This window comes from Proteus mirabilis HI4320 (assembly GCF_000069965.1).
Lineage (GTDB): Bacteria > Pseudomonadota > Gammaproteobacteria > Enterobacterales > Enterobacteriaceae > Proteus > Proteus mirabilis.
Genome location: NC_010554.1, coordinates 2,782,909 through 2,807,159 on the forward strand (window position 1 = coordinate 2,782,909; position 24,251 = coordinate 2,807,159).

At 42.0% G+C, this 24,251-nt stretch carries 28 protein-coding genes and 1 tRNA gene; 7 read left to right on the forward strand and 22 right to left on the reverse strand.

Annotated elements, in window-relative coordinates:
• Window positions 1-45: 45 nt before the first annotated feature.
• On the reverse strand, window positions 46-609 hold the full coding sequence (locus PMI_RS12555; protein ID WP_004245713.1) for a fimbrial protein: 564 nt from the start codon (window positions 607-609) through the stop codon (window positions 46-48).
• A 1,132-nt stretch (window positions 610-1,741) separates the two neighbouring features.
• Here PMI_RS12555 and PMI_RS12560 point away from each other — a divergent pair.
• Complete coding sequence (locus tag PMI_RS12560) at window positions 1,742-2,380, forward strand: NAD(P)H-binding protein (RefSeq protein ID WP_004245714.1); 639 nt, start codon at window positions 1,742-1,744, stop codon at window positions 2,378-2,380.
• Window positions 2,381-2,488: 108 nt separating this feature from the next.
• Here PMI_RS12560 and PMI_RS12565 read toward each other — a convergent pair whose 3' ends face one another.
• Window positions 2,489-2,833: a DUF4156 domain-containing protein gene (locus tag PMI_RS12565; protein ID WP_004245715.1), complete on the reverse strand. Its 345-nt coding sequence runs from the start codon at window positions 2,831-2,833 to the stop codon at window positions 2,489-2,491.
• A 368-nt stretch (window positions 2,834-3,201) separates the two neighbouring features.
• Between PMI_RS12565 and yidI the strand changes: the two genes are divergently transcribed.
• Window positions 3,202-3,675: an inner membrane protein YidI gene (gene yidI / locus PMI_RS12570; RefSeq protein WP_012368424.1), complete on the forward strand. Its 474-nt coding sequence runs from the start codon at window positions 3,202-3,204 to the stop codon at window positions 3,673-3,675.
• A 97-nt stretch (window positions 3,676-3,772) separates the two neighbouring features.
• Here yidI and groL read toward each other — a convergent pair whose 3' ends face one another.
• From groL to PMI_RS12585, 3 genes are all read right to left on the reverse strand, one after another.
• Window positions 3,773-5,419, reverse strand: coding sequence for a chaperonin GroEL (groL, locus tag PMI_RS12575; RefSeq protein WP_004245716.1), 1,647 nt, complete (start codon window positions 5,417-5,419; stop codon window positions 3,773-3,775).
• A gap of 52 nt (window positions 5,420-5,471) precedes the next feature.
• Window positions 5,472-5,765 (reverse strand): co-chaperone GroES, encoded by a 294-nt coding sequence (locus tag PMI_RS12580; RefSeq protein ID WP_004249265.1) that lies wholly within the window; start codon window positions 5,763-5,765, stop codon window positions 5,472-5,474.
• Window positions 5,766-5,934: 169 nt separating this feature from the next.
• On the reverse strand, window positions 5,935-6,441 hold the full coding sequence (locus PMI_RS12585) for an FxsA family protein (RefSeq protein WP_004245719.1): 507 nt from the start codon (window positions 6,439-6,441) through the stop codon (window positions 5,935-5,937).
• A 372-nt stretch (window positions 6,442-6,813) separates the two neighbouring features.
• Here PMI_RS12585 and aspA point away from each other — a divergent pair, with 372 nt between their 5' ends.
• The 4 genes from aspA to PMI_RS12605 all read left to right on the forward strand — a co-directional run bounded on the left by aspA (window position 6,814) and on the right by PMI_RS12605 (window position 10,857).
• Entirely contained in the window at window positions 6,814-8,238 is a 1,425-nt protein-coding gene (gene aspA, locus PMI_RS12590; RefSeq protein ID WP_004245720.1) for an aspartate ammonia-lyase, read from the forward strand.
• A gap of 158 nt (window positions 8,239-8,396) precedes the next feature.
• Entirely contained in the window at window positions 8,397-9,722 is a 1,326-nt protein-coding gene (locus PMI_RS12595; protein ID WP_004245722.1) for an anaerobic C4-dicarboxylate transporter, read from the forward strand.
• A 192-nt stretch (window positions 9,723-9,914) separates the two neighbouring features.
• Window positions 9,915-10,487: a division control transcriptional repressor DicD gene (gene dicD / locus PMI_RS12600; protein ID WP_012368425.1), complete on the forward strand. Its 573-nt coding sequence runs from the start codon at window positions 9,915-9,917 to the stop codon at window positions 10,485-10,487.
• Between the two features lie 294 nt (window positions 10,488-10,781).
• Window positions 10,782-10,857, forward strand: a tRNA-Phe gene (locus PMI_RS12605).
• A gap of 233 nt (window positions 10,858-11,090) precedes the next feature.
• Here PMI_RS12605 and PMI_RS12610 read toward each other — a convergent pair.
• The 17 genes from PMI_RS12610 to PMI_RS12680 form a co-directional block, all read right to left on the reverse strand.
• Entirely contained in the window at window positions 11,091-12,161 is a 1,071-nt protein-coding gene (locus PMI_RS12610) for a tyrosine-type recombinase/integrase (RefSeq protein ID WP_000654298.1), read from the reverse strand.
• A 15-nt stretch (window positions 12,162-12,176) separates the two neighbouring features.
• Window positions 12,177-13,826 carry a TraI domain-containing protein gene (locus PMI_RS12615; protein WP_232504890.1) on the reverse strand — a complete coding sequence of 550 codons (1,650 nt, stop codon included), beginning with the start codon at window positions 13,824-13,826 and terminating at the stop codon, window positions 12,177-12,179.
• A gap of 118 nt (window positions 13,827-13,944) precedes the next feature.
• Window positions 13,945-14,271 (reverse strand): hypothetical protein, encoded by a 327-nt coding sequence (locus tag PMI_RS12620; RefSeq protein ID WP_012368427.1) that lies wholly within the window; start codon window positions 14,269-14,271, stop codon window positions 13,945-13,947.
• 143 nt (window positions 14,272-14,414) lie between these two features.
• The gene (locus PMI_RS12625) at window positions 14,415-15,416 is read right to left on the reverse strand and encodes a DUF1281 domain-containing protein (RefSeq protein ID WP_004245726.1); all 1,002 of its coding nucleotides are present in this window, start codon (window positions 15,414-15,416) and stop codon (window positions 14,415-14,417) included.
• A gap of 84 nt (window positions 15,417-15,500) precedes the next feature.
• The gene (locus PMI_RS12630) at window positions 15,501-15,800 is read right to left on the reverse strand and encodes a TA system toxin CbtA family protein (protein ID WP_001038587.1); all 300 of its coding nucleotides are present in this window, start codon (window positions 15,798-15,800) and stop codon (window positions 15,501-15,503) included.
• Window positions 15,801-15,809: 9 nt separating this feature from the next.
• Entirely contained in the window at window positions 15,810-16,784 is a 975-nt protein-coding gene (locus tag PMI_RS12635; protein WP_012368428.1) for an ArdC family protein, read from the reverse strand.
• A 152-nt stretch (window positions 16,785-16,936) separates the two neighbouring features.
• On the reverse strand, window positions 16,937-17,584 hold the full coding sequence (locus tag PMI_RS12640) for a hypothetical protein (RefSeq protein ID WP_004239680.1): 648 nt from the start codon (window positions 17,582-17,584) through the stop codon (window positions 16,937-16,939).
• Window positions 17,584-18,096: a hypothetical protein gene (locus PMI_RS12645; protein ID WP_000542402.1), complete on the reverse strand. Its 513-nt coding sequence runs from the start codon at window positions 18,094-18,096 to the stop codon at window positions 17,584-17,586. The genes PMI_RS12640 and PMI_RS12645 overlap by 1 nt, the downstream gene beginning before the upstream one ends.
• A gap of 110 nt (window positions 18,097-18,206) precedes the next feature.
• On the reverse strand, window positions 18,207-18,563 hold the full coding sequence (locus PMI_RS19060) for a hypothetical protein (protein ID WP_004239684.1): 357 nt from the start codon (window positions 18,561-18,563) through the stop codon (window positions 18,207-18,209).
• A gap of 96 nt (window positions 18,564-18,659) precedes the next feature.
• A complete protein-coding gene (locus PMI_RS19675; protein WP_232504891.1) occupies window positions 18,660-18,830 on the reverse strand; it encodes a hypothetical protein in 171 nt (56 codons plus the stop codon).
• 418 nt (window positions 18,831-19,248) lie between these two features.
• Window positions 19,249-19,566: a hypothetical protein gene (locus tag PMI_RS12655; protein WP_000171971.1), complete on the reverse strand. Its 318-nt coding sequence runs from the start codon at window positions 19,564-19,566 to the stop codon at window positions 19,249-19,251.
• 81 nt (window positions 19,567-19,647) lie between these two features.
• On the reverse strand, window positions 19,648-20,010 hold the full coding sequence (locus tag PMI_RS12660) for a hypothetical protein (RefSeq protein ID WP_004245735.1): 363 nt from the start codon (window positions 20,008-20,010) through the stop codon (window positions 19,648-19,650).
• Window positions 20,011-20,233: 223 nt separating this feature from the next.
• Window positions 20,234-20,362: a hypothetical protein gene (locus tag PMI_RS19740; RefSeq protein ID WP_012368430.1), complete on the reverse strand. Its 129-nt coding sequence runs from the start codon at window positions 20,360-20,362 to the stop codon at window positions 20,234-20,236.
• Window positions 20,359-20,970, reverse strand: coding sequence for an SGNH/GDSL hydrolase family protein (locus PMI_RS12665; protein WP_000861660.1), 612 nt, complete (start codon window positions 20,968-20,970; stop codon window positions 20,359-20,361). The genes PMI_RS19740 and PMI_RS12665 overlap by 4 nt, the downstream gene beginning before the upstream one ends.
• 7 nt (window positions 20,971-20,977) lie before the next feature.
• Entirely contained in the window at window positions 20,978-21,886 is a 909-nt protein-coding gene (locus PMI_RS12670; protein ID WP_004252296.1) for an integrase domain-containing protein, read from the reverse strand.
• A 1,042-nt stretch (window positions 21,887-22,928) separates the two neighbouring features.
• Complete coding sequence (locus PMI_RS12675) at window positions 22,929-23,168, reverse strand: hypothetical protein (protein WP_004245739.1); 240 nt, start codon at window positions 23,166-23,168, stop codon at window positions 22,929-22,931.
• Window positions 23,168-23,467 (reverse strand): hypothetical protein, encoded by a 300-nt coding sequence (locus tag PMI_RS12680; RefSeq protein WP_004245740.1) that lies wholly within the window; start codon window positions 23,465-23,467, stop codon window positions 23,168-23,170. The genes PMI_RS12675 and PMI_RS12680 overlap by 1 nt, the downstream gene beginning before the upstream one ends.
• 342 nt (window positions 23,468-23,809) lie before the next feature.
• Between PMI_RS12680 and PMI_RS12685 the strand changes: the two genes are divergently transcribed.
• The gene (locus PMI_RS12685; protein ID WP_004239694.1) at window positions 23,810-24,217 is read left to right on the forward strand and encodes a DUF3742 family protein; all 408 of its coding nucleotides are present in this window, start codon (window positions 23,810-23,812) and stop codon (window positions 24,215-24,217) included.
• Window positions 24,218-24,251: the final 34 nt, after the last annotated feature.

Genomic DNA, 24,251 nt, shown 5'->3' on the forward strand with positions numbered 1-24,251 from the left:
AAATTATGGAAAAGGAATAAATTCCTTTCCCATAACATACTAATATTAGTTATAAGCAACACTAAAGGTTACTGGAACATTAATATCTTGTGCTTTCAGTGAGTCACCAGTTTCTGTAGCAAATAAACCTGCTTTCATAGGAATAATCAGGTTACCTTCACCTTCTGCTTTTAAGTTTTGCAGTTCTGTTGACTCATTTGGTTTCAGTACTACAGAGTTCATTGCAGTTAACTTGATACCAGCTTGAGTTGCACCAGCGCTAGCAAATAATTGCTCATTACCAACTAGGCCATTACCGCTTGCTAATAATTCAATATTAGATACAGTTACAGCAGGATCTTCACCTTCAGCTGGTTTACCAATCTTAGTACAGTTGTTTAACACTAAGTTGAAATCTTTTTCAGATACAGCTTGGTTAATATTTTGAATATCAGTAGTTGCATAAGTACCTAAATCAACACGATCTTGGCTTGCGCTGATATCACAAGTTGCTGCAACTAAACGTGCAGAAAATGTAACGTCTGCGTTTTTAGCGGCCATAACTTGAGTTGATAAAGAACCCATAAGAAGTGCACCAGCAACCATTACGCCTAATTTATTGAATTTCATATTAACTTCTCTTATAAAATAATCTAAAAATTATCAATATCGTAATAATTTAGACCCAACGTATTGTACTAAGCCAACATGTGATCCTTACTATATAAATGATATTGATCCTTACAACGATTGTTTATAACCCATTAATAAAACTAACTTTACATCAAAAATAACATCATATAATGTTGCATTTCTCAGTATTTATTTTTAGCTCATCAGAAAAATGACAAAAATAAACATTGAAATCACAGAAACATCAAATATATATATACTCACTCACTGTATAAAGTAAGCATAATATATTTTTTGAAAAAACAGCGGAGTTATTTAAATCACATAATTAAATCTCACCATATTAAAATATTATTTTAAGCCAAGTTAAAAATTTAATGAGAAATATTAATTCTTAAATCAGTATATTCTCTGAGTTGGGGAAAGTAAAGCAACCACAATAGAAAAAATTACATTTACTTATATATAAATTTACATTATATACATACGATAAAATAAAAAAACAACCTTTAAAAACAAATGGTTATGATTTTAATTTTGTTTTTTTATTAAAATAACCTTCTGATAAATATTAATTAGATTATCTTTTGTTGATTATAAATAAATAATAAAAACCAAACCACTCTAATTTAAATAGTCATATTTTGTTATTTCTTATAATTTATTAATTTACTTTTATGACGCTTATATAAAATATCTTATATAGATAATCTAATTATGATATATTTTTAATTTTATCCATTAAAATTACAATAAAAAAATAATCAGCATCTATACACATTGATATATAAGTATTTTTATTATAGTAAATATGATAGAACATCATGATAGTATCAGTATGAAAATATTAATATGTGCTTCTCATTTAATATAAATTAAATACTATCACTTATTAAAACTATCTATTAGTCATATAATTATCTATCCTAGTAGAATTGGATATTTTATTTTTTAATTTATTGTATTATTTGCATTTGGCTCTAAAAAAATCCTACTACGCTTATAGTAATAATCATTAAATGATAGTTTTTACGGTACATAATTTACCTGATTAAAAAATAAGTTTTAAAATTAAGTTCAGTGTAAAGAGGAGCTTCAAACACGAAATTGAGATTTTAATGGAGGAAATATGAATATTCTCGTCATTGGCGCTAAAGGTCGAGTAGGTCAGCGTTTAATCGAAATATTACTTGCTAAAGGTCATCATGTCATAGGTACAACCCGAAAATTATCCGACACATCAGTACATCATCCCTCACAGTACCATGAAATTGAATTGGACATAACAAAGCCGTTATCATCCATCACCGATTTATTGCCAGACAATTTAGAGGCTATCTATTTTACGACAGGCTCCCGAGGAAAGGATTTATTACAAGTTGATTTACATGGTGCTGTTAAAACGATGCAAGCAGCAGAAAAAAAAGGAATAAAAAGATATATTATGCTCAGTGCGATTAATTCATTATCACCTGATAAATGGACTGAATTAATTGATTATTTTACTGCTAAATATTTTGCCGACCTCTACTTACGGGATCGTACCCAGTTAGATTTCACCCTTGTTCAAGCAGGCTATTTAACTGAAAAACAAGGCACATATAAAATTACGACCAAATTGGAAGATAATGCTACAAAAGGTGAAATCACTATTGATAATGTCGCGGCAACATTAGCAGAGATATTAGATAAGCCGAATACATTTAAAAAATGCATTCCTATATTAGATGGTGACGAGGCGATTAAAACAGCCCTCAGTCGAATTTAGAAACGATTAGTTTACTGATTTTGATAAAAAACAATCTGACCCTGATAGACATTAGGGCCAGATATGTTAGTCACGAGCTAGCTTATCAATGTACACAACCATTGTTTGTTACTGACATTTATAAACTTGTCCACTCATTTTGCTATCTAGTGGCGCAAAGCTATCGACAATGCTACCTGCACCTGTACCAACATTAAAAATAACATTACCACCCATAGCGGCTGCTTTGTTGCGTAAATCATTAGCAGCACCGCGTAGTGATTGGCTTTCAGTACGAGAGCCTGATAACCAATTATTCTGAACGCCGGTTACTGTGCCTAATAACTGGCACTCGCTGCCTGGTTGCGTATCAGTAATTTGTACCTGTGAACCTGCACTGGTCAATGTATTTGTTGCAGAACAGCCTGCTAACAACAACGCTGCAGTGGCTCCCAATAACAATTTAATTCGCATGATCCCCTCATTTCTTTGAGTGTCCGTTTAGTCATGACAACAATATACCCTGTCACTCCTCTTAAGCGCAAAAATAAATCATCACTATCTTACATTAGCCTATAGTCTTAAGAGGTTATTTCCACTTGTTACTTATTTTGATTTAATGATTTAGCTTTAAGATAGACAAAGCAATATCTATTTATTTTACACCGCTTTGCGGCTTTTAAAACATATTGTGTGCTTTTCAGACACCACAGTGCGAGACTGGGCACATTATTTGGTCGTCGTTCTTAGCCTAATCCTCTGCTTTAATAGCATAATCAGGCAATAGGCCATTGATAGAAATTATTTTTTGATACTTAAATAATAGGGAACATTAAATCATTATGTACTGGCTCAATAATAAATTTAACATTATTGCTATCATCGTTGGTGTACTGAGTATTTTTACTATTTTGATTAATCAAAGTTTGGAGCGCGAATATGTTCAAATGAGCCCCAAACTAGAACAAATCGTCCATGAAAAAGTGAGTAGCTTAAAAAAATCAGTCGTTGATGCGATAAAAGGGAAAACTTATCAAGCTGCTGCTATAGATATCGAGGCAGAACAGAGGCAACAATTGTTAAAGCGGATGGAACAAATCAAACAAATTGGTGTAGTTCTGAGTGTATTAGGGATTATTTTTACTGCAATTTCATTTATTCGACATGAAAATAAATACTCTTGTCGAATAGCCTTAGCACTTAATGGAAGTATCCTGTCTATTTCTCTTTTAATGTATGTTGCAACAAGCATTGCTAGTATTGTTACCATATTACTTCTTATATGGCTGCTAGGTAATATCTTCGGTTTCTGTTAAAGACAATAAAAATGATATAAACAGCCAGAACGACTTATTATGTAAAAAAACCCGAGCCTAAGCTCGGGTTTTTGGTGTAAAACAGCTAGCTGATGAATTACATCATGCCGCCCATTCCACCCATGCCGCCCATTCCACCAGCAGCACCTAAATCCATTTTTTCGTCTTTAGGTAAATCTGTCACCATAGCTTCAGTGGTGATCATCAGACCTGCGATAGAAGCTGCGAATTGCAGAGCAGAACGAGTCACTTTAGTTGGATCTAAGATACCCATTTCAATCATATCGCCATAAGCTTCTGTTGCAGCGTTATAACCGTAGTTACCTTGGCCTGCTTTCACATCGTTAACTACCACAGAAGGCTCTTCACCTGCGTTAGCAACGATTTGACGCATTGGCGCTTCCATTGCACGTAGTGCAACACGGATACCAACTGTTTGTTCTTCGTTATCACCTGTCATTTCACGCAGCGCATTAGCAACGCGAACAAGTGCAGTACCACCACCAGCAACAACGCCTTCTTCAACTGCTGCGCGAGTTGCATGCAGAGCATCATCAACACGAGCACGTTTTTCTTTCATTTCAACTTCAGTTGCTGCACCAACTTTAATTACCGCAACACCGCCAGCTAATTTAGCCACACGCTCTTGCAGTTTTTCACGATCGTAATCTGAAGTTGCATCTTCGATTTGTTGACGGATTTGAGCAACACGGCCACTGATAGCCTCTTGTTCACCCAGACCATCAATGATGGTTGTCGTATCTTTGTTGATAACAACACGTTTCGCTTGGCCTAAATCTTCCAGCGTTGCTTTTTCTAACTCCATACCGATTTCTTCAGAAATCACAGTACCATTAGTTAGAATAGCGATATCTTGTAACATTGCTTTACGGCGATCACCAAAACCTGGTGCTTTAACCGCAGCAACTTTCACGATACCACGCATGTTGTTGACGACTAATGTTGCCAGTGCTTCACCTTCAACATCTTCTGCAATGATCAGCAGAGGTTTGTTTGCTTTAGCAACACCTTCTAAAACAGGAAGTAATTCACGGATATTAGAGACTTTTTTATCAACTAATAGGATGAATGGATTTTCTAACTCAGCTGTACCTGTTTCTGGTTTGTTGATGAAGTAAGGAGACAGGTAACCGCGGTCAAACTGCATACCTTCAACAACATCCAGCTCATCTTCTAAGCCAGTACCTTCTTCTACAGTGATGACACCTTCTTTACCCACTTTTTCCATTGCTTGAGCAATCAGAGTACCAACGGTTTCATCAGAGTTAGCAGAAATAGTACCTACTTGAGCAATAGCTTTAGTATCTGAACATGGAACAGACAGTTTTTTCAGTTCTTCTACTGCGCCCACAACGGCTTTATCGATACCGCGTTTCAGATCCATAGGGTTCATGCCAGCGGCAACTGCTTTTAAGCCTTCGGCGATAATTGCTTGTGCTAACACTGTTGCAGTTGTAGTACCGTCACCTGCCGCATCATTAGCTTTAGAAGCAACTTCTTTCACCATCTGAGCACCCATATTCTCGAATTTATCTTCTAATTCGATTTCACGGGCAACAGAAACACCGTCTTTAGTGATAACAGGTGCACCGAAAGATTTATCTAAAACAACGTTACGACCTTTAGGGCCTAAAGTTACTTTAACTGCATCTGCAAGAACATTAACACCACGTAACATTTTATTACGAGCGTCTATACCGAATTTGACGTCTTTAGCTGCCATCGTATATTTCCTTTGAATTCGTTCAGTTTAAGAAGATCTTAAAAGAGAAAAATTATGCTTCTACAATTGCTAAAATGTCGCTTTCAGACATGATAAGCACGTCTTCGTTATCAATTTTTTCTGATTTAACACCATAACCATCGTTAAAAATTACGATATCGCCAACTTTAACATCGAGTGGTTTGACTTCACCGTTTTCCATAATACGGCCGTTACCAACTGCTAAGATTTCGCCACGAGTTGATTTACCCGCTGCAGAGCCAGTCAGTACGATACCACCTGCTGATTTAGCTTCGACTTCTTTACGTTTAACAATAACACGGTCATGTAATGGACGAATCTTCATTAATAGATCTCCTATAAAAAAGTCCATATCAGGATTAAGGTTGATACCAGTGCCTAAGATGAACCAGTACCATGACGATACAAGTGGGGGCATCCAATAAAACTTCAAGGGGGAGAAAAGTGTTTTTTTTCAAAAAATCCCCTTTTTAGATGATTATGCTTATAGTTAATTATTTTTTATCAGAAAAATGGTCATTATCCTGATGTTCATCCTTATTATTCAGTTGCTTACTAGGTGAATCTTCTTTACGTTGATATTCACCTTCAAAAGTACTCCCACCTTGATGGGAAGAAAAGCCATTTCCACCCTGTCCGGGGGTATAAATTTTGATACGCGTAATCAGTTTTGTTACCAATAGCGCTTGTAATGGGGGTAACAATAAAAGTAAGCCGAGGAAATCAGTAAAGAAGCCAGGGATCAATAATAAAATCCCTGCCAACACCAACGAAACGCTTTTCACCATTTCAGCCGCAGGCACTTCTCCCATGGCTAATTTTTGTTGCATTGAAGCAATATTTTTCACACCTTGATTTTTGACCAAAGAGATCCCGACACAAGAAGTCAGTACCACTAGGAATAGGGTTGTAAGAACGCCAATTGAAGAGGCAACATGCACAAAAATCACAGCTTCTATATAAATAAGAAGGCAGATAACAATTAATGGGAGCCAACGCACTTGGTTCTCCTTTTATAAAAAAGATTCATATTATTAATAGAAAGGAGTGTGAACCACCTCTAAGCTAACAGCTTATACACTCGCTTTTTCTTAGTTTATCTACATAATAATGGGGAGCCTAATCCTCCTTTTCAAGGGAGCATAAAAAGAGAAGTAGAACTGTAAAATCCATGAGATAGATCACAAAAAGAAAATAATTCAGCGTTATTTACTTATAAAGTGATCCAGCTTAAAGGTATTTGCTTACAACCCGAATATGATCGTGTCAGTACCAAGCAAAACGGTAAGTTATATTACATTATTAACCGTTAACGATATATTTTATTAACAAGCGCATAACTAGACAGTTAAAATTTTAATAAGAAGGTTCTCATGTCAAATAAAACTCGTATCGAAGAAGACCTGTTAGGTAAAAGAGAAGTTCCTGCTGATGCTTACTACGGCGTCCACACTTTACGTGCAATTGAAAACTTCTACATCAGTGATCGTACAATCAATGATGTTCCAGAATTCATCCGCGGTATGGTCATGGTGAAAAAAGCCGCTGCATTAGCAAACAAAGAGCTTCACACTATTCCTCGCGAAATCGCTGATACGATTATCAAAGCCTGTGATGTTGTTTTAGAAACAGGCAAACACATGGATCAATTCCCAGTTGATGTATTCCAAGGTGGTGCTGGTACTTCATTAAACATGAATACTAACGAAGTTATCGCAAACATCGGTTTGGAATTAATGGGTCATCAAAAAGGTGAATATCAATATCTGAACCCTAACGATCACGTGAATAAGAGCCAATCAACAAACGACGCTTATCCTTGTGGTTTCCGTATCGCAGTTTATAACTCTGTTATTAAATTAACTGAGTCTATTGAGCTACTGAAAGCAGGTTTTGATAGAAAAGCAACTGAATTTGAAGACATCCTGAAAATGGGTCGTACTCAATTACAAGATGCTGTACCAATGACTTTAGGCCAAGAATTCCACGCTTTCTCAGTATTAATGAAAGAAGAAATCAAAAACCTAAAACGTACTGCTGAATTACTGTTAGAAATGAACTTAGGTGCAACTGCTATCGGTACTGGTTTAAATACTGCACCTGGCTACCAAAAATTAGCTGTTGAAAAATTAGCAGAAGTAACTGGTTTACCTTGCGTTCCAGCTGAAGACTTAATCGAAGCAACCTCTGACTGTGGTGCTTACGTAATGGTTCACGCTGCATTAAAACGTCTAGCAGTGAAAATGTCTAAGATCTGTAATGACTTACGTTTACTTTCTTCTGGTCCTCGTGCCGGCCTGAAAGAAATTAACCTGCCAGAATTACAAGCAGGCTCTTCAATCATGCCAGCTAAAGTAAACCCAGTTATCCCAGAAGTTGTGAACCAAGCTTGCTTTAAAGTTATCGGTAATGATACTTGCGTCACCATGGCAGCTGAAGCAGGTCAATTACAATTAAACGTAATGGAACCGGCTATTGGTCAAGCAATGTTTGAATCAATTTCTCTATTAAGCAACGCTTGCCGTAACTTAGTTGAAAAATGTGTTGATGGTATCACTGCTAATAAAGAAATCTGTGAACACTTCGTATTTAGCTCAATCGGTATCGTAACTTATCTAAACCCATTCATCGGTCACCACAACGGCGACATCGTTGGTAAAATTTGTGCAGAAACAGGTAAGAGCGTACGTGAAGTTGTATTAGAACGTGGCTTATTAACTGAAGAACAACTGGATGATATCTTCTCTGTTGAGAACCTAAAACACCCGGCTTACAAAGCAAAACGCTTCGATGATTAATATTTATGTTTCATAACATAATCATGTTAAACATAAGAATGAGCTCTTAAAAATACAAGGCACGGACTCTTTAAGAGACGTGCCTTTTTACTTGATTGTAAAAACAAAAATTTAACTTATCTTTCTCATTTTTTTAATTATCTCAAGGAGTAAACGCTATGTTAGCCGTAGAATTGATTATCGTTCTGCTGGCCATTTTCCTCGGTGCGAGACTAGGAGGAATTGGTATCGGGTTTGCCGGTGGTTTAGGGGTGTTAGTATTAGCCGCTATCGGTGTTAAACCAGGTACAATCCCTTTTGATGTGATCTCCATCATTATGGCTGTTATTGCCGCAATCTCTGCGATGCAGGTTGCTGGTGGTTTAGATTATTTAGTTGATCAAACAGAAAAACTATTAAGACGTAATCCTAAATACATCACAATACTTGCGCCAATTGTGACTTATTTATTAACTCTCTTTGCAGGTACAGGTAATATCTCTTTAGCTACATTACCCGTTATTGCTGAAGTTGCTAAAGAGCAAGGCATCAAACCTTGTCGCCCATTATCAACAGGTGTGGTTGCTGCGCAAATTGGTATTACAGCATCACCTATTTCTGCTGCGGTTGTTTATATGGCATCAGTCATGGAAAACCCTGCAATGGTCGGTGAAGGTAATACAGTAAGTTATATCACTCTGTTATCTATTTTATTACCAGCGACCTTCCTTGCTATTATTCTGATGTCATTCATCATCTCTTGGGTATTTAACTCAAAACTGTCTGATGATGCGATTTATCGTCAACGTTTAGAGCAAGGTCTAGTTGAATTACGTAATAGTAAAGAGCGTAGAGAAACATTACCGGGTGCTAAATCTTCTGTAATGCTATTCTTACTTGGTGTTATTTGTGTGGTCACTTATGCCATTATCAATAGCCCAAGTTTAGGCATTGTAAAAGAGCCGTTAATGAACACCACTAACGCTATCCTTATCATTATGCTGAGTGTGGCAACACTTATTACTGTTTTCTGTAAAGTTAAAACAGATAACATCTTAAACTCAAGTACATTTAAAGCAGGTATGAGTGCATGTATTTGTATTCTGGGTGTTGCTTGGTTAGGTGATACTTTCGTTTCAAGTAATATCGATTGGATCAAACTGACTGCCGGTGATTTAATCACAGGTCATCCTTGGTTATTAGCGGTTATTTTCTTCTTCTGCTCTGCCTTATTATATTCACAAGCGGCAACAGCAAAAGCGTTAATGCCAATGGCTTTAGCTTTAGGTGTTTCTCCATTAACAGCGATTGCATCATTCTCAGCAGTTTCTGGTCTATTTATTCTACCAACTTACCCAACACTGGTTGCTGCCGTTCAAATGGATGACACTGGTACAACTCGTATTGGTAAATTAGTCTTTAACCATCCATTCTTTATCCCTGGTACTATCGGTGTGATATTAGCGGTCGGATTTGGTTTCCTCTTCGGCGGTATGATTTTGTAGTTTAAAACCAATATTTAAAAAGACATTGCAAAAAGCTTTACTTTTTAACTAGATATAAAAATAAGTCCCCTCACCCAAATGGATGAGGGGATTTCATTTTGACACTACCCCACTCGCGGCTGTTACTTTCATTTCTGATTAAAATCTGTTAATTATGGTGCTCTTGCGACACTATGATTTAAGGAGATTTCCGTGCAACGTGAAGCATTATTAGACCACGTACTTATCCAATTAGAGCAACATGGGCTTGCCGCTACGTTGCCTGAGTTATTGCAGGGATTTGATATTACTGAATCTGAACTCCAACCTTTTTGGCCTGATAAAGACGCGTTAATTTTTGATTGTCTGCGCCATCATGGACAGCAAATTGATATTTGGCAACGCCAAGTGATGTTAGATGATACGCTGACCACAGAGCAAAAATTACTAGCACGTTACGATCAGCTGGCTATGCGCTTAGAAAAAAATCGTTTCCCAGGCTGTTTGTTTGTTGCTGCTTGTAGTGCTTATCCTGATGAGCATTCACAAATCCATCAGTTAAGCCAGCGCCAAAAGCAAAGCTCATTTGAATACTCTAGAATGCTACTACGCAAGCTTGATCTTGAAGATAGTGAGTTAGTTGCTAAACAAATGGAACTCATCTTAGAAGGCTGTTTAAGTCGCTTAATGGTCAATCGTCGTGCTGACGATATCACGACAGCAAAACTATTAGCTCAAGATATTCTTAAAATCGCCCAATGTCGTAAAAATGGTGCGCTAAGCTGATTGCATATCAATATTGCAATTAGAGTAATTGCTCATTTCGTTCTCTTATTCCATTACTCTCGATGAGAGGAAGAGCAAAGCGGTTAAGTGATAAGCAAAGGAAAAATATCTCTTTAAAAGATAAAAATGGACTATCTTTACTGATTGTTATTTAAGCATTTTTTATTAGAAAATCGCTTATGCTGAAAAATCAGACTCAAATAGAATAAAAAGAGAGCAAACAAACTTATTTTTGCATTTTTTATTAAAAAGACGTTGACGCATCACGCTGAATACGGTTTAATGCGCCTCGTTGCCCGGATAGCTCAGTCGGTAGAGCAGGGGATTGAAAATCCCCGTGTCCTTGGTTCGATTCCGAGTCCGGGCACCATCTTTCCTTTCGGAAATGGTGTAACCGTTTCCCTAGCACGGTCGCTGGAAGTGAGATCTCCAACGCTCGGTTAAAACTTGAATTTCAGTTGTAATCACGTTCATGACTTCTCACGTGGTTGACAATGATTTATCAAGTAAGGGTGTTTTCCTAGAACACCCTTCTCAATCAAATCCAGCTTATACACAAAGTTGATAAAATAGTCAACTTTGTGTAAATATTTTTTATTTATATCACATCCTCTGTCTTTTTGATGCTAGCCTTGTAAGTTCACCACCTAATCCCATTGTTAAAAACTCACCTAACTCATTCTCCAAGATCCTGACTGTACTGTATGCATCCAGAGCAATATATTCCATAGTTGAAGAGAGACTACGGTGTCCTAACATCTGTTTCGTCAATTGCATATTACGTTCAGGATGTTTCATTAATGTCGTCGCCAGTGTATGTCTGAAACGATGGGGACTGACATGAAATCCACATTCCTTTGATAAACGACGGAAAAAAGAACGTATCGTCTGACTGAGTGGAGTTTCAGAGCGGGATAGTCGTTTATGATAAAGACGATGAACATCAAACAAAATATCGTTTTTATCCGCCCCGTGACAACGCATTTCCTCAACCAAGGGCGCCAGTAAACAACGTAGTGGCTGAACAAAAGCAATCTGATATTCCCGGTGATTTTTACTGCTTTCACTGCGCAATGTGATCGTACACTCCTCAAAATCCAGATCGCCAATATGCAGGTTAATCAGCTGGTTAAAACGAATAGCCGTCAGCCTCAGCGTTTCCAGCACAGCAAACCAGAATCGAGTGGGATAAACCGCACATGCCTGAAAGTGAGCCTGATCAGGTGGCAGCATATTTTCCTGTTGCTGAAATTGTTCCAGAATACGATAAATCGTTCTCAGTTGTGATTGTGTATAGACTTTTTTCTGTTTTTCACCCGGTTCAATTTGTGTTTCTGAGAACGGGTTTTCTTTAAGTGAAACAATCCCTTTTTTGATCCAATAATTATACAGAGACTGCATATGCCTGGTTTTTGTGTTCCATGTCCGTTCCCGGACTTTCTGAATATTCAGCTCATTTCTTCGCCATCTCAGCACATGCTCATGTGTCACTTCATCCGGTAGCGGTAACGCATTTTCACAAACTCCGCAATAACGCAGAAAAAGACGTACCATCTTACGGTATGTTTTCTCCGTATCCGGCCGTAATACTTTATTGTAAAAGTAATTACTCAGCATTTGCTCCCATACATCCACTTTCTGCTGATGTTCATCAGAACTGTGATTATCTTTCATAAACACCTCCTGCTTTTAACTTCCGACAATACGAATAAACAATGATTCCTCCGGCATATTCATGCCAAAAATCTGACGTCCTTTAATCATGTAACCATTGATTTTTTTATGGGATAACGTAATTAATGTTTTGTTATCACTCAGCGGATTCAGTTTTTCACCATAAATTCGAGCCCTGAAATGCCCTGTTTGTCGGGTATCATGACGAATAATCCGGTGCAATTTAAGGGATTCAAAAGAAGAAATAATATGGCCGATATCATCCGGATTTTTACCCGCCTCCTGTATGTACTGATAAAAAACAGCCGGACTCTGGCAAAACAAATACTCCATGACACAGTGAACCTTCGCATCCGGCGTATTTATTGCCAGTTTTCCGCCCAATAATCCGGACTTAAACCACGCCCAGAAAGCCTCTCCTTCATTTTTTATACTCAGACAGTTTTCGCGCTGTTCATCCTTCTCATCACGATTGCCCGTCTGAGTATCAGATAAGATTTCCGGCATTAAACCTGATAATTCAAGTGCATATTTCATATCCTCAGATAACGGAGGAGACATATCTGAGACAGTTTTTTCATCAGCAGAATCAAGTGCCCCATGGACAACCGCACCTTCTGCTTCTGCAACTACCATTAGCGGTATATCGCAGTGAATTCCGTTCTCTGTTTTTTCTGAAGTAACAGACTCCGGAGGCAATACAGATGTTACAGACGGAGTTTCAGGTTGTGGCTTTTGCGCCAATTCAGCAGGCGCCAATGACGCGATATCATTCTCCGGCTGCCCTGATAGCACTGAAGACGAAGCATCAGGCGCTGACATAGAAACAACGGAAGAAAATGCCGGCAATGCACCGGCGGGGAACGCAGCCAGAGCCTCATTCAGCACACGCTGTAAATCATTATCACCGTTTACCGGCTCGGTCACCACGTCAGACAACGCCTGAAGCGCCTTTGGTGTACCCGACAACCAGTGGATTACCTTCTCCGGTAATAGCCGGAAAGCCATCATGGCCCCCGTCGTCCGGCGAAAATGCGTCATATCCGGCACCGGCTCATGAAAGCGAAAACGATACGGTACGGTGGGCGCACTCATCCCCGGCTGCCACGCCGACAGGCTGTTCAGTTGTCCCTCAAACTGTGCCGTTAACGGTAACCAGTAAAACAGTCCGGTATAAAAAACACACACATTCCAGGCGCTGAACTGACGGCTCTGCTCTTCCGACGGAAGCCCGCGGGGCAGCATCTCTTTCTGGGACATCCGCATACACCAGGCTGTCGTATTCAGCGTTAAATCCAGCAATCCCCCTTCGCCGGCATATTTCCCGGTTTTTGATGCCGGCACACACTGAAGTCGTTCTGCCAGCATCTGCAAAGGAGACAGGCAAAGTGCCCGGTACTGGTTATCCGGTAACGCTACCACCCGGCTGATTTGCTGTAACCAGTTTTGCCGCTGCGGTGTGGTCAGCAATACGTCAGCTGCCTGCGGTAAATAAAAGCCGTCACTGTCACGGATAAATAATGGCCTTTCCTGCGTGTTTCCCGGGGAAACACGCAATGTTTTCTCTTCCGCTTTCCGGGAAAGCGATTTACGAAACCACGGTAACATCGGTGTTACTGCCTCTTTAATTCGGTAAAAACAACAACGCAACATTAAATAAAACATAAATTATTTTAATATCAGGATAAGAATAAATAATAAATGCACCTTATTTTCATTACGTTAACTCATCCACAAAAATAATTCCGGCAACAAAACAGAAGATTACATGAATAATGTTTTATTATTCTGTCTCTGTCTGTTTCTGCTGCCAGGCACGGATGGCCTTTTCATACGCGTCCGCATTCACATGCTCCCGGGTCATTCCGCATTGCAGAATATTTTCCCGACCTGACCAGAAGCCCGCATTTCTGTTTCTTTCCACCAACTGACATTCCGTCAGGTAATAACGCCCCCACTCAGCCTGGCGCTGTTCATCCCAGACCAGGAAAACGCCCACAACCAGAATCAGTGGCAACAAAAGTCCGGCTGTGACAAAAAAAGGAAACAGAATTTCATTCCAAAAATCCTGAGCCCACTCCCTCACACCCTGCCCAAATTCACATCTCATCACACTCTCCCCCATCTCATTCAATGACGGCATCACGATAACAATGCGGGAATAAAACAAAAGCCGAAATTAGTTTTCCGAAAAAAATAAAAAAACCCGGTATCACTACCGGGTTTTCAGTCAGTTAAATCAGTACGGAAACCTCACCCTCCGTAATGTGGCAATGAATCAAGAATATAGTCCGGTCCCGTCACATCCTGGAAACCGTCCTCATTCTCTTCATCACTGAACTCAATCTCATCAGATTCATGGTCGGTTAACCGGCCATGGTCATACTCGCTGTATCCGCAGAAACCACAGCCTTCTTCGGCATAGACATGACGGACCTGACAGCGGAAACGCGCAGACAGAGCACACAAAACCGCTGCTGACGGCGGCCCCCACGGAGTATCAAACTCTGCGGATAACTCCGTCGCATACCCGCCATCAATACAGTGAAAACCACTGCCGTTCGGCCATTTCACACCATAACGGCACTGATAAAGGTGATATGTACTGTTACCGGGGGCAAACGCCTGCCAGCGCGCCTGCCGCCAGATGACCTCCGGTGTTTTCCATAAACAGCCGTTAAAACCGTGTAATTCAGCCGCAAGGCTGGTCGGTAACAGAGTCCGCATATCCATCGGTATGGCTTCTCCGGTACTGCGAAGGTACTGAATATCCTCCCAGGCTGTCGCCACCCGGCTCTCATCCTCTCCGGTAAACCGGTTAAGCCAGTCAAAACTGCTTCCCGATAACAACGGGGACAGTCTCGCTTTCTGCGTCGCCGTCAGCGAGTCCCAGGAATGGTACGCCCCGCCTTCAGATAACCACATCTGATACCACTGATGGATTTGCTGACAACATGACGGTGTCAAATCCGGTGCAGTCATCAGCAGGTCAACCCAGTGCGTGAAAGCCGTGTTTCCCGGGGAAACAGGCCCGGTTGCACCGTATGAAGTCAGTTCCGGTAACGGCGGAAAAGACAGCGGTCTGACCGGTTTCAGTATCCCCGCGCAGCCGGCCAGCAACAAATGCAGACTTTGTGCTATCGCCGTCTGCCAGGCGGGTATCCCATCATCCGCATATATCCAGTGTTTAAGAGCCGGCATATCCGCCGCGTTGTGTAAGGTGATGTCAAGTCGGTTCGAGCACCAGTTTGGCATGATGATGTCCTCTTTTCAGAATAAAAAAGAGGGCTTATCCCGTGAGGAACAAGCCCTCACGGGAAAGATGTCAGTCGTTAATCGTTAAGGATTATCCGGCATGACATCCGGGTTAATGGCACCGCTCAGCTGAGCCTGTGCAAGTAAGGCATCGCTGTCACTGACATACGGGGATGCCGGCAGATAACAGGATGCATTCAGTTTATCCAGGTGGTACTTATCCACCAGACGGTTGACCACCGATACCGGCGATATCCCGAGTTCAATCATCCGGGACACCTCAGCATCATCGGACAATCCGGTATCACTCAGCGTAATGCCGTAATGCACTTGCAGTAACTGATGTACCAGTAACTGAAAGCGGATAATGGTCATTTTGTTCATCGCAGTCTCCTACGCGGCCTGTCGGGATGCGGCCACATTCAGTAAAAACTCACAGGCCTGGCGGGCCTGCCCGGCGGCCCGGAACAACGCTTTTTTGTCCGATTTCAGTACCCGCAGCCAGCTGTCAAGATAGCTTTCATGGTTCACTTCTCCCTCGACGCTTAACTGCGCACAAAGAAAAGCGCTGCCCATTTCCGCAACCAGCTCCTCAAAACTGTACAGCGGGTCACCAAACTTCAGGGACGATGAGGTGATGCCTTCACGGGCCAGCCTGGACGGATGACCGGTACTGTGCACCAACTCATGCAGTAAGGTGGCCTGGTAATCGGCATTCCGGTCAAACTGTGACGACAGCGGCATCACAATCCGGTCCTGTGACGGACTGTAATACGCCCGGTTCTGCGCCGCACTGGTCACCTTCACGCCGCTGGCATTCAGGATATCCAGCACCCGGTGCGTGGCCGGCAGGGTTATCCCTGCTGTCTCCTCTCCGGGTAGTCGCCGGTTTTCGTAAAAATGCGCCGGCAGGTCATCACACTGGGCTATGTTAAATAACGGATTCGCCTTTATCATCGGCACCTCCGTCATCACCACCTCACCGTGTTCATCCCGCAGCAGCTCACCGTGACGGTCTTTTGCCGGCACCTTCACCGGTTTGAATATCACAGTATTCGTCGCCATTTCGCCTTTACGGACATGGCCACCCAGTTGCTGTGCCTGACGGTAAGTCAGCCAGATATCGTAACCAAAGCCCTGCTCCGCCGCCGACAACCATAACAGCAGCACATTTATCCCCTGGTAGGAATGACCGGTCAGGGCGTTCACCGGAAAACCGGTGCCTGTCCCTTCCGACGGCCGCCATGGTCGTTTCCACGGACGGGTGCCTTTTTCCAGCGCGGCCACAATACGGTCAGTCACTTCCTGATAAATATCGCGAACCGGCTTATCCGCTGCCGGACGGCGTTTACGGTCAGATTTTTTCATCGGAATACCCTCAATAAAAAAGGTGTATCCCGTCCTGACGGTGAGATACACCATCAGGTGAAAAAACAATATGGTTAATTTTCAACCGGCGTTTCCAGTGGAAACACTGATTAAAATGTGTTCAGTGCTTCCCGGGGAAACACCTTACCTGATTACCACCAGGCCACAAAAAACAGTGACTCTGCGTCAAAGTCAAACGTCTCCGTTATCTCTGACAGCCAGCGTCTGACGCCTTCCACATCAGCCCAGTACGCCTCATCATAAGCCGTTGAACCAAAGAAAAAGCCCTCAGTGGTCGGGAACCGTGTCTGACAGTTTTCCGGTGTCAGTGCCTGCAAGTCCTGCTGTAAAGCCCGCAGATGGGCCTCTGTCACCAGCACCTTTTCACAGTTCTCAAAAGCCCCGATATGGTCATGCACCCACTTAAACAGCGCATTAACCTTACGGAAATACCCGACTTCAATATCGCCGTCGCTGTCCGCTTCTGCGTAACGTGAGGCGGGTATCCGGCTTTTGTCTGTACCACGCTTTTCACTGGCATAAAAGTAAATATCGAGTCCCTTCTGCTCAGCATCTCTGACACACGATAACGCACACGCCAGCGTGTCCCAGTTGATCCCCAGCTCCGCATCAAAATGATGTGCAACATGCGTTAATGTTGCCCGTGTCTCTGCCGGACAAGCCGTTTCATCAACATAGGTAACATCATCGGGGAACCACATCTCACACAAGACGAATGCCTCCGGATTGCAGCGGGATAAATCCGCTATCAGTTCCCGTATCGTACAGGCTCTGGCCATTATCCTGCCTCCGGTAAACCTATCCCTTCCGGTAACGTCAGGATAAGATAAGGAAATACCTGACTGACATAGTCCAGCACCGGCTGCCAGTCCCGGATATCCCCGTCAGAAGAGACCGAAAAATATCCCGGGCACAGGTTGTACAACAACAGTAATGCCGCGACTACAAACACGTCATAGGGTTTGTATGCTGTCTTGCAGAAATCCCAGTAGTCCTCTACGGGGATTTCGCGCTGAACAATAAACGTCTCATGATTCATGTCATCAGCCGCATTACCGTTAAAACAAAGCGCCTCACCGTCGTCGGTGAATAATGAGCCATCATTCAGCCGTTTTTCCTCCAGGCCATCACACAACACAATAGGTTTATCTGGGTATCCGCCGCAAATCTGCTCTGCGGATATGGGATTGGCCAGATAGTGGTGATAGAGCTTGTCCAGATGTTCACGGAAGTTCTGCCACATCAGGGGGTCAACGCTTTGTTTTTGTGTAAAATAATGTGTATATCCCATGTGATAAATCCTCATTCTGATTAAAAAAATGGCGGATTCATCTCCTGACGGAAATCAATCCGCCGGGCGGGGTCATAACAAAAAGTCAATGGTGCTATCAGTACAACAAATCAGCGACACCAGGCATAACGCACCTGTGCCAGCTGGTATGTCAGTGCAAATCCGGCACGGGAGGCCGCTTTTATGGAACAAAATGTCCTGCTGTCCAGCGAGGTTATCAACGAATGAAAGCGGTATTCTTTCGAATGCGCGCCCAGACGTACAGTAATGCGGATCCTGAACTGCCGGGGATTCACTTTCACCACCGTCGCACGGTAAGCGCGCCGGCCGGTTCGGTTACTTATCCACGGTAATTCACCGGGTATCCCTGACGAAACAAACGGTATACGGTCATAAAAACGGTACAGCCGTTGCATGATCAGACTCAGAAATGAAAACGGTTTGTTTTCTGGCAGTAAAACAGACATGTGTGTTTCTCCGGTAAAAAAAGACGGAGAAACGTCCACCTGACGGGGAGTTTCCCCGTCGGGTAGGTAAGTAAAAAAAGAATGAATGCCGGCAAATCAGTCGCTCAGTTCGATACCGACAAGGTATTCATCAGCCATCTCCATTGCCATCCATTCACTGACGGTCTCATCCAAGCCGGCTTCACAGCCTTTCTGCCAGATCACTGCATCAATCCGCTGACCGATATCCGGTAAACAGCGAAGCAGACATGCCGGCCAGGGTCTCATCAGACCATCCGCACGCCACAGTAATAATCTGCCGTAAGCAAATCCGGCATCATAAAGCGTACACTTCATCAGCGAAATGGAATGAGGGCGGTTTTGCTCACCGGCATACCTTTCAGCCAGTTTCAAATCAGCCTCAACATTTCGCAGTGTCCGGGCTTCCTCAACCAGCCACATCAGCCATTCCCAACTCCGGGAATAGCGACAGACGTGATCGGCCACAAAGAACAGTCCGCGGGTAATGCCATAAATCATGGTTATCAAACCTGATCAGTAAATGGAAGCAGCCCCATTTCAGGGTAGCTGACTGACACCTGTGAGTCCGTTAAATCAGTCGGTTACATGCTTTTCATTTTCGTGTTGCAGGCAGCAGCGGTAACCCCAGCGCCAGGCTTCATTCCAGATTTCCGGATCGAGCCGCTCAGCGATGACTGTCAGCCGGTGAAGCAAAAATGCGGGGGCACCGGTTTGCGAGTCCATAGTAAATCAGGGCGCCAAAACGAAATGCCGTTGTATACAAATCAAGCTCAATAAACGGCAGTTCTCTGTAATCTCCGCTCTGATACATCCGTTTTTCGTCCAAACGTATCACCTCCAGTTCTTCTGCGGTGATTTTCAGCATCCGGGCATCATTAGCAACGGCCTTCAGTTGCTGAGAAACACGGGAATGCGGAAATAAATAACTGGCAATACCAGACATTACGTGGGCAACACCATAATTCAATGTAAAAAGAGTCATAAGGGCTATCCTCAGATAAGGGAATACAGCCCTCACGGGATGTTTTCCCGTATGGGTCATAAAATCAGTGAATGTCCGCCGTTAAGCACCAAACATCAGCGCTTCAACCGGATCTTCAAACTGTGCATTTTTGATCGCATCGTTGTAGATACGGCGAAAGTCAGACGCATAAGGCGTTTGCTCAGCCGCTTTCCAGACAGCGCGGACCATTTTCTCAAGATGTGGACGGGTAAAATCAGCCTCCACAGATAACGCGCCCAGTTGCTCTGCAACGGCACTGATTATCCAGAAGTTTGGCGGAAAATTATCTTCGTCCGGGTGCTCGCCAATATCCAGACGGACAAAAGCAAGAACCATGTCGAGCTCACCTGAGAGGTGATGCAGTTGCGTGAGAGAGTGCAGATCGTCAAAAAAAGACGATTCCGGAAATGTAGATACCTTCATTGAATTTCTCCTGAAAAAACGGAGAAATTCCCTGATGACGGGTGATTTCCCCGTCAGCGGGCAGGTTATATGAAGCGTTGCGTAAAAATAATCCTGATGATAACGCTATTCTGTTATCACCCTCCGTCGATTTCAAGGACGAACGGAGTTCTGTCATCGCCCGTAGGCTCCCGTCTCAGATGACCCGAGGATTGGCAGTGGCAATCACCCGTAGGCGTTCCTCTCAGATTGCCGGAACATTGGCATTGTTGTCACCCGTAGGCGCTTCTCTCAGACAACCGAAGCATTGGCAAGTTGCATTACGCAACGAGATAAGCAGATTCATTTTTAGCCGTTTTTTTATCTTTGTCAATCCTGCCCATTCAGGATTTTTACCACTTCTCTGATCACCCGTACTCCCCCTTTACGGGTAATATGTATTCCATCATCAGTTCGTACAGTTTCATTATGAATAACAGATTGCCATTGCGTTCCTAATATATGAGGCTGATTAATATCCAGATAATGAATATTTAATAACATCGCACTGTGTTTAATTATATGCCGGGTATGTATTAAATAACGTTCATGTTCCGGATTTTTTAAATGTGGTGGAGATATCCAGACAATTGTCGCTAACGGATTTTCACTTTGAATTTCAGCAATGAATTGAAATACCAGACTGTAATATTTCAGCCATTCATCCGAACCATATTGAACAAAATCATTTGTTCCGAGACTAATAATCACATTATCAAACTCCCGCAAATCGAAATTATTCACGAAAGCGATCCAATCTTTTTTACTTTTATTTATTAACCCCGAACCGGAAACATATTCTGTTTTTATTTTTTCATCCAAAACATATTTTGCTGACATTTCATAAACAGCCGTTAATGAATCACCTAAAAATAACGTCTTCGCCATTAACGGAAAACAAAAAGCAAAATTAATAAACAAAATAATTAAACAGACTTTCATTTTTATCTTATTCCTCAATATCTCCTTTCTGACTATAAACCCGTTTAATATAATCGCCACGACCGTCACCATGCCCTAAATCCATGGAGGTTAATGCATAGGCTTCCTTTTGACTGAATCCCTGACTGAGATAATATTTTTCAACATCCTGAGCATAGGCATACCGTAAACCATGATTTGATTCTTCGTGAATAAATCCGCCTATCCGTCGCATCACATTAATATAACGATCTTTGGCAGAATGTAATGACGGACGATTAATTAAATAACCGTTATGTTTATCCGCATATTCAATGGCTTTATTAATTAATGTTAATACACGGGCTTTATCCGGCACTAATGCTTCACGGGGTCTGCCTCCTTTTGTCCCAAAAACCACATGAACGCGATCTTTACCGTTTTTAAGCGCCTGTTGCCAGGTCCGTAATGATTTTACTGACTGCACGGCTTCTTCATTTCTCAATCCCAGACTACGGGATAACTGCATAGTTAATGCCACCCCCTGATCATAAGGCTCAATCCGAGCGAGCGCTTCGTGAAAGCGCTCGTCCGATATCGCGGTACGGGTGCCAGCCCTGCTGGCACCTGAAAGCCCCAGCGCCTCATTACTGAGGCGCTCATGTTTAGGGTCAGCCAGTTTATGACGTCCGGCAACACGAAATATCGCCCGGATAGCCGACATTTCGTTTTGACAGCTGCGTAAACTGATATTCTGTTCTCTGCGGGCATGGATATACATTTCAATATGGCGGGATTTCAGTTGCTCAACAGATCGTATCTGAATATTCAACCCGGCCAGCTCTGCCGCAACCCGTTCTGCAATTTTGACCCGGTCTGCAATGGTTTTAAAGCTCCCTCCGGCCTGACGTGCAAGGATATGCATTTCACGGGACAGGGCTTTTGCTCTTCTGGACATTCTCTGATTCTCCGCCTCTTTCGCTCTCAACTGGTTACCTTTTCCCGGCGCGACGGTTTTATATTGCGCATCCTGCGACCTGACAGATACCTGAGCACCGGGGCGATAAAAGGTTGAGTTGTTGAGAGGTATCAAATCAGTTCTCTGAACTGTTTGCGGTCATCAGACCGGCCCCCGTTATCAGGGCACCTCCGTCCGTCAGTTTCCTGACGTCGCCTTGGTATCGTGTCGTTTTTTCTCCTTTTTTCATAATGTTATACGTTTTTATCATCATATAAACGTTGAGCGTTGAAAGACTTTCAGCCGTTCTGAGCAATGCATTACATGTCTGTCAGATTGTCAGTTTTGCTGTAAGACCAGTATTGAAGCGTTCTGAGCGTATGCACTTGCGTGCGTCACTTTGTCTTCGTTTCACTTGACGAAAGTGACGCACGCCCATCATTCTGCTGCTCAATGTATTGCTCCGAAGATGCCGCTTTCCAAAGCTGCGCAATGGAAACGCGTCATACCGGGCATACAAAGGTTGCAGAAAGCAGGACGTATTCGTCAGAACACATCAGAAGAGGCAGATACACGTTATCGCATACTCTGCTTTTTTGTGGATATCCGGGTGACCGGATAGCTGTGACATGGTCACTGAAGTGCAGTTAATCCTGATGATAACGCTATTCTGTTATCACCCTCCGTCGATTTCAAGGACGAACGGAGTTCTGTCATCGCCCGTAGGCCCTCGTCTCAGATGACCCGAGGATTGGCAGTGGCAATCACCCGTAGGCGTTCCTCTCAGATTGCCGGATTGGCATTGTTGTCACCCGTAGGCGCTTCTCTCAGACAACCGAAGCATTGGCAATGTTGCATTAAGCAACGGTGTAACGTGGTAAATTTAATCAAACTTTCTTTTTTCGTCAATACCCGATAAAGAAAAAGGAGAATATTTTACATCCTCCTTTTTCTCTTTATTAAATATCCCCTTGTTGGTTCTTCATCGTATTAATAATCAATGCCATCTTTAATCACGAAAACTCAACAATCAGATATGTTTTTATTTGGATTTATCATAAACATCCCAAACAGGCGGTTTATTTTTCATAGAGTCAACAGAAACACGTAAGAAGGGCATATTAGTTTTAAATGTTAAAATAAAATCCAAGGACATTCTATTACAAACAGAAAAAAAACGTTTTTGTTCTTCATCAGTAAAATTTTTTTGTTTTGGGAATATAAATAAACTCCCTAAACTAACCTGACAATGTATATAACATTTCTCACCAAACCAGCTCACTAACTTATCATGATATTTTTTTCAGTAATCGTAGTCAAATATTCTTTTCTGTAAAATTTAATACCTCTCTCGATCATTAACCAAAAGAAACTTTCTTTATTCTCAGAATAAAAATTATTACAATCCCCATTACCTTCCAAAGCATCATTGTCATTTTTTTTATTATATAAACATCCTTTGTTACCATTTAATGTTGTTTTTCTCCTTGAGTATTGCTTCCTTATTTTACTGAACCACCCCCTCCTCCTCCACAAATATCCCGCCCCTATTAAGACCACAAACCAAAAAATAAAATTCATATTATCATCTCCTATATACAAGGACTCGGATACATATTAAAAACTTACTTAAACTGACATAAAAAATCAAATTCAATAAATCCATCCAGATGAAAGAATAAGATTTTTATATGAAGGCAACAAAAAAGTTATACACATACCCACCGCCACCATCAGGGCCGATGCCCTGTACGCTCCCGTTTACCCGATTGCTTGTTGGCATCGGGTTGCACTGGCTTGGTGACCGTGGATATGTGCATAACTCACAAGATGTAGACAATGATTAAAAATCGACCTAAAATTGTATTAACGATAGACGACAAGCATGAGATAAATCAGACTCACTGATTACCGGAGGGGGAAATGAGTGATAAAACAGCCGCTTCCAGAGGAGAACGCTGGGGCATAAAAGCAGCTTATAAAGCAAAATGGCTAATCAAAAAATTGAAGGCTTTCGATAAGAACTGTGTGGCAAGCGCCAAAAGCAAAAATATGCCGGGTTGGCTGGGGCATATTCCACTGGTATCTATAACTCTCGCAGTCATCGCGTTACTGGCTTATTTCAGTTTGTACATCCTATTTACCTTTGGAGCGTTGGTGATTTTATTTTCTGTAATAGAACACATTGATATTTCTTCAGGAAATAACATTCAATCCACTGATAACAATAATGAATGGCAATCCAATCTCGTTGGCAATAGTGACGACTTTAGAAATGGCAACCAAGGTTTTGGATATTATATGAACGGAATAAATATTGACGAAGATTAGCCAGCCACAAAACTAAATTTTGCAGCTGGCTTCA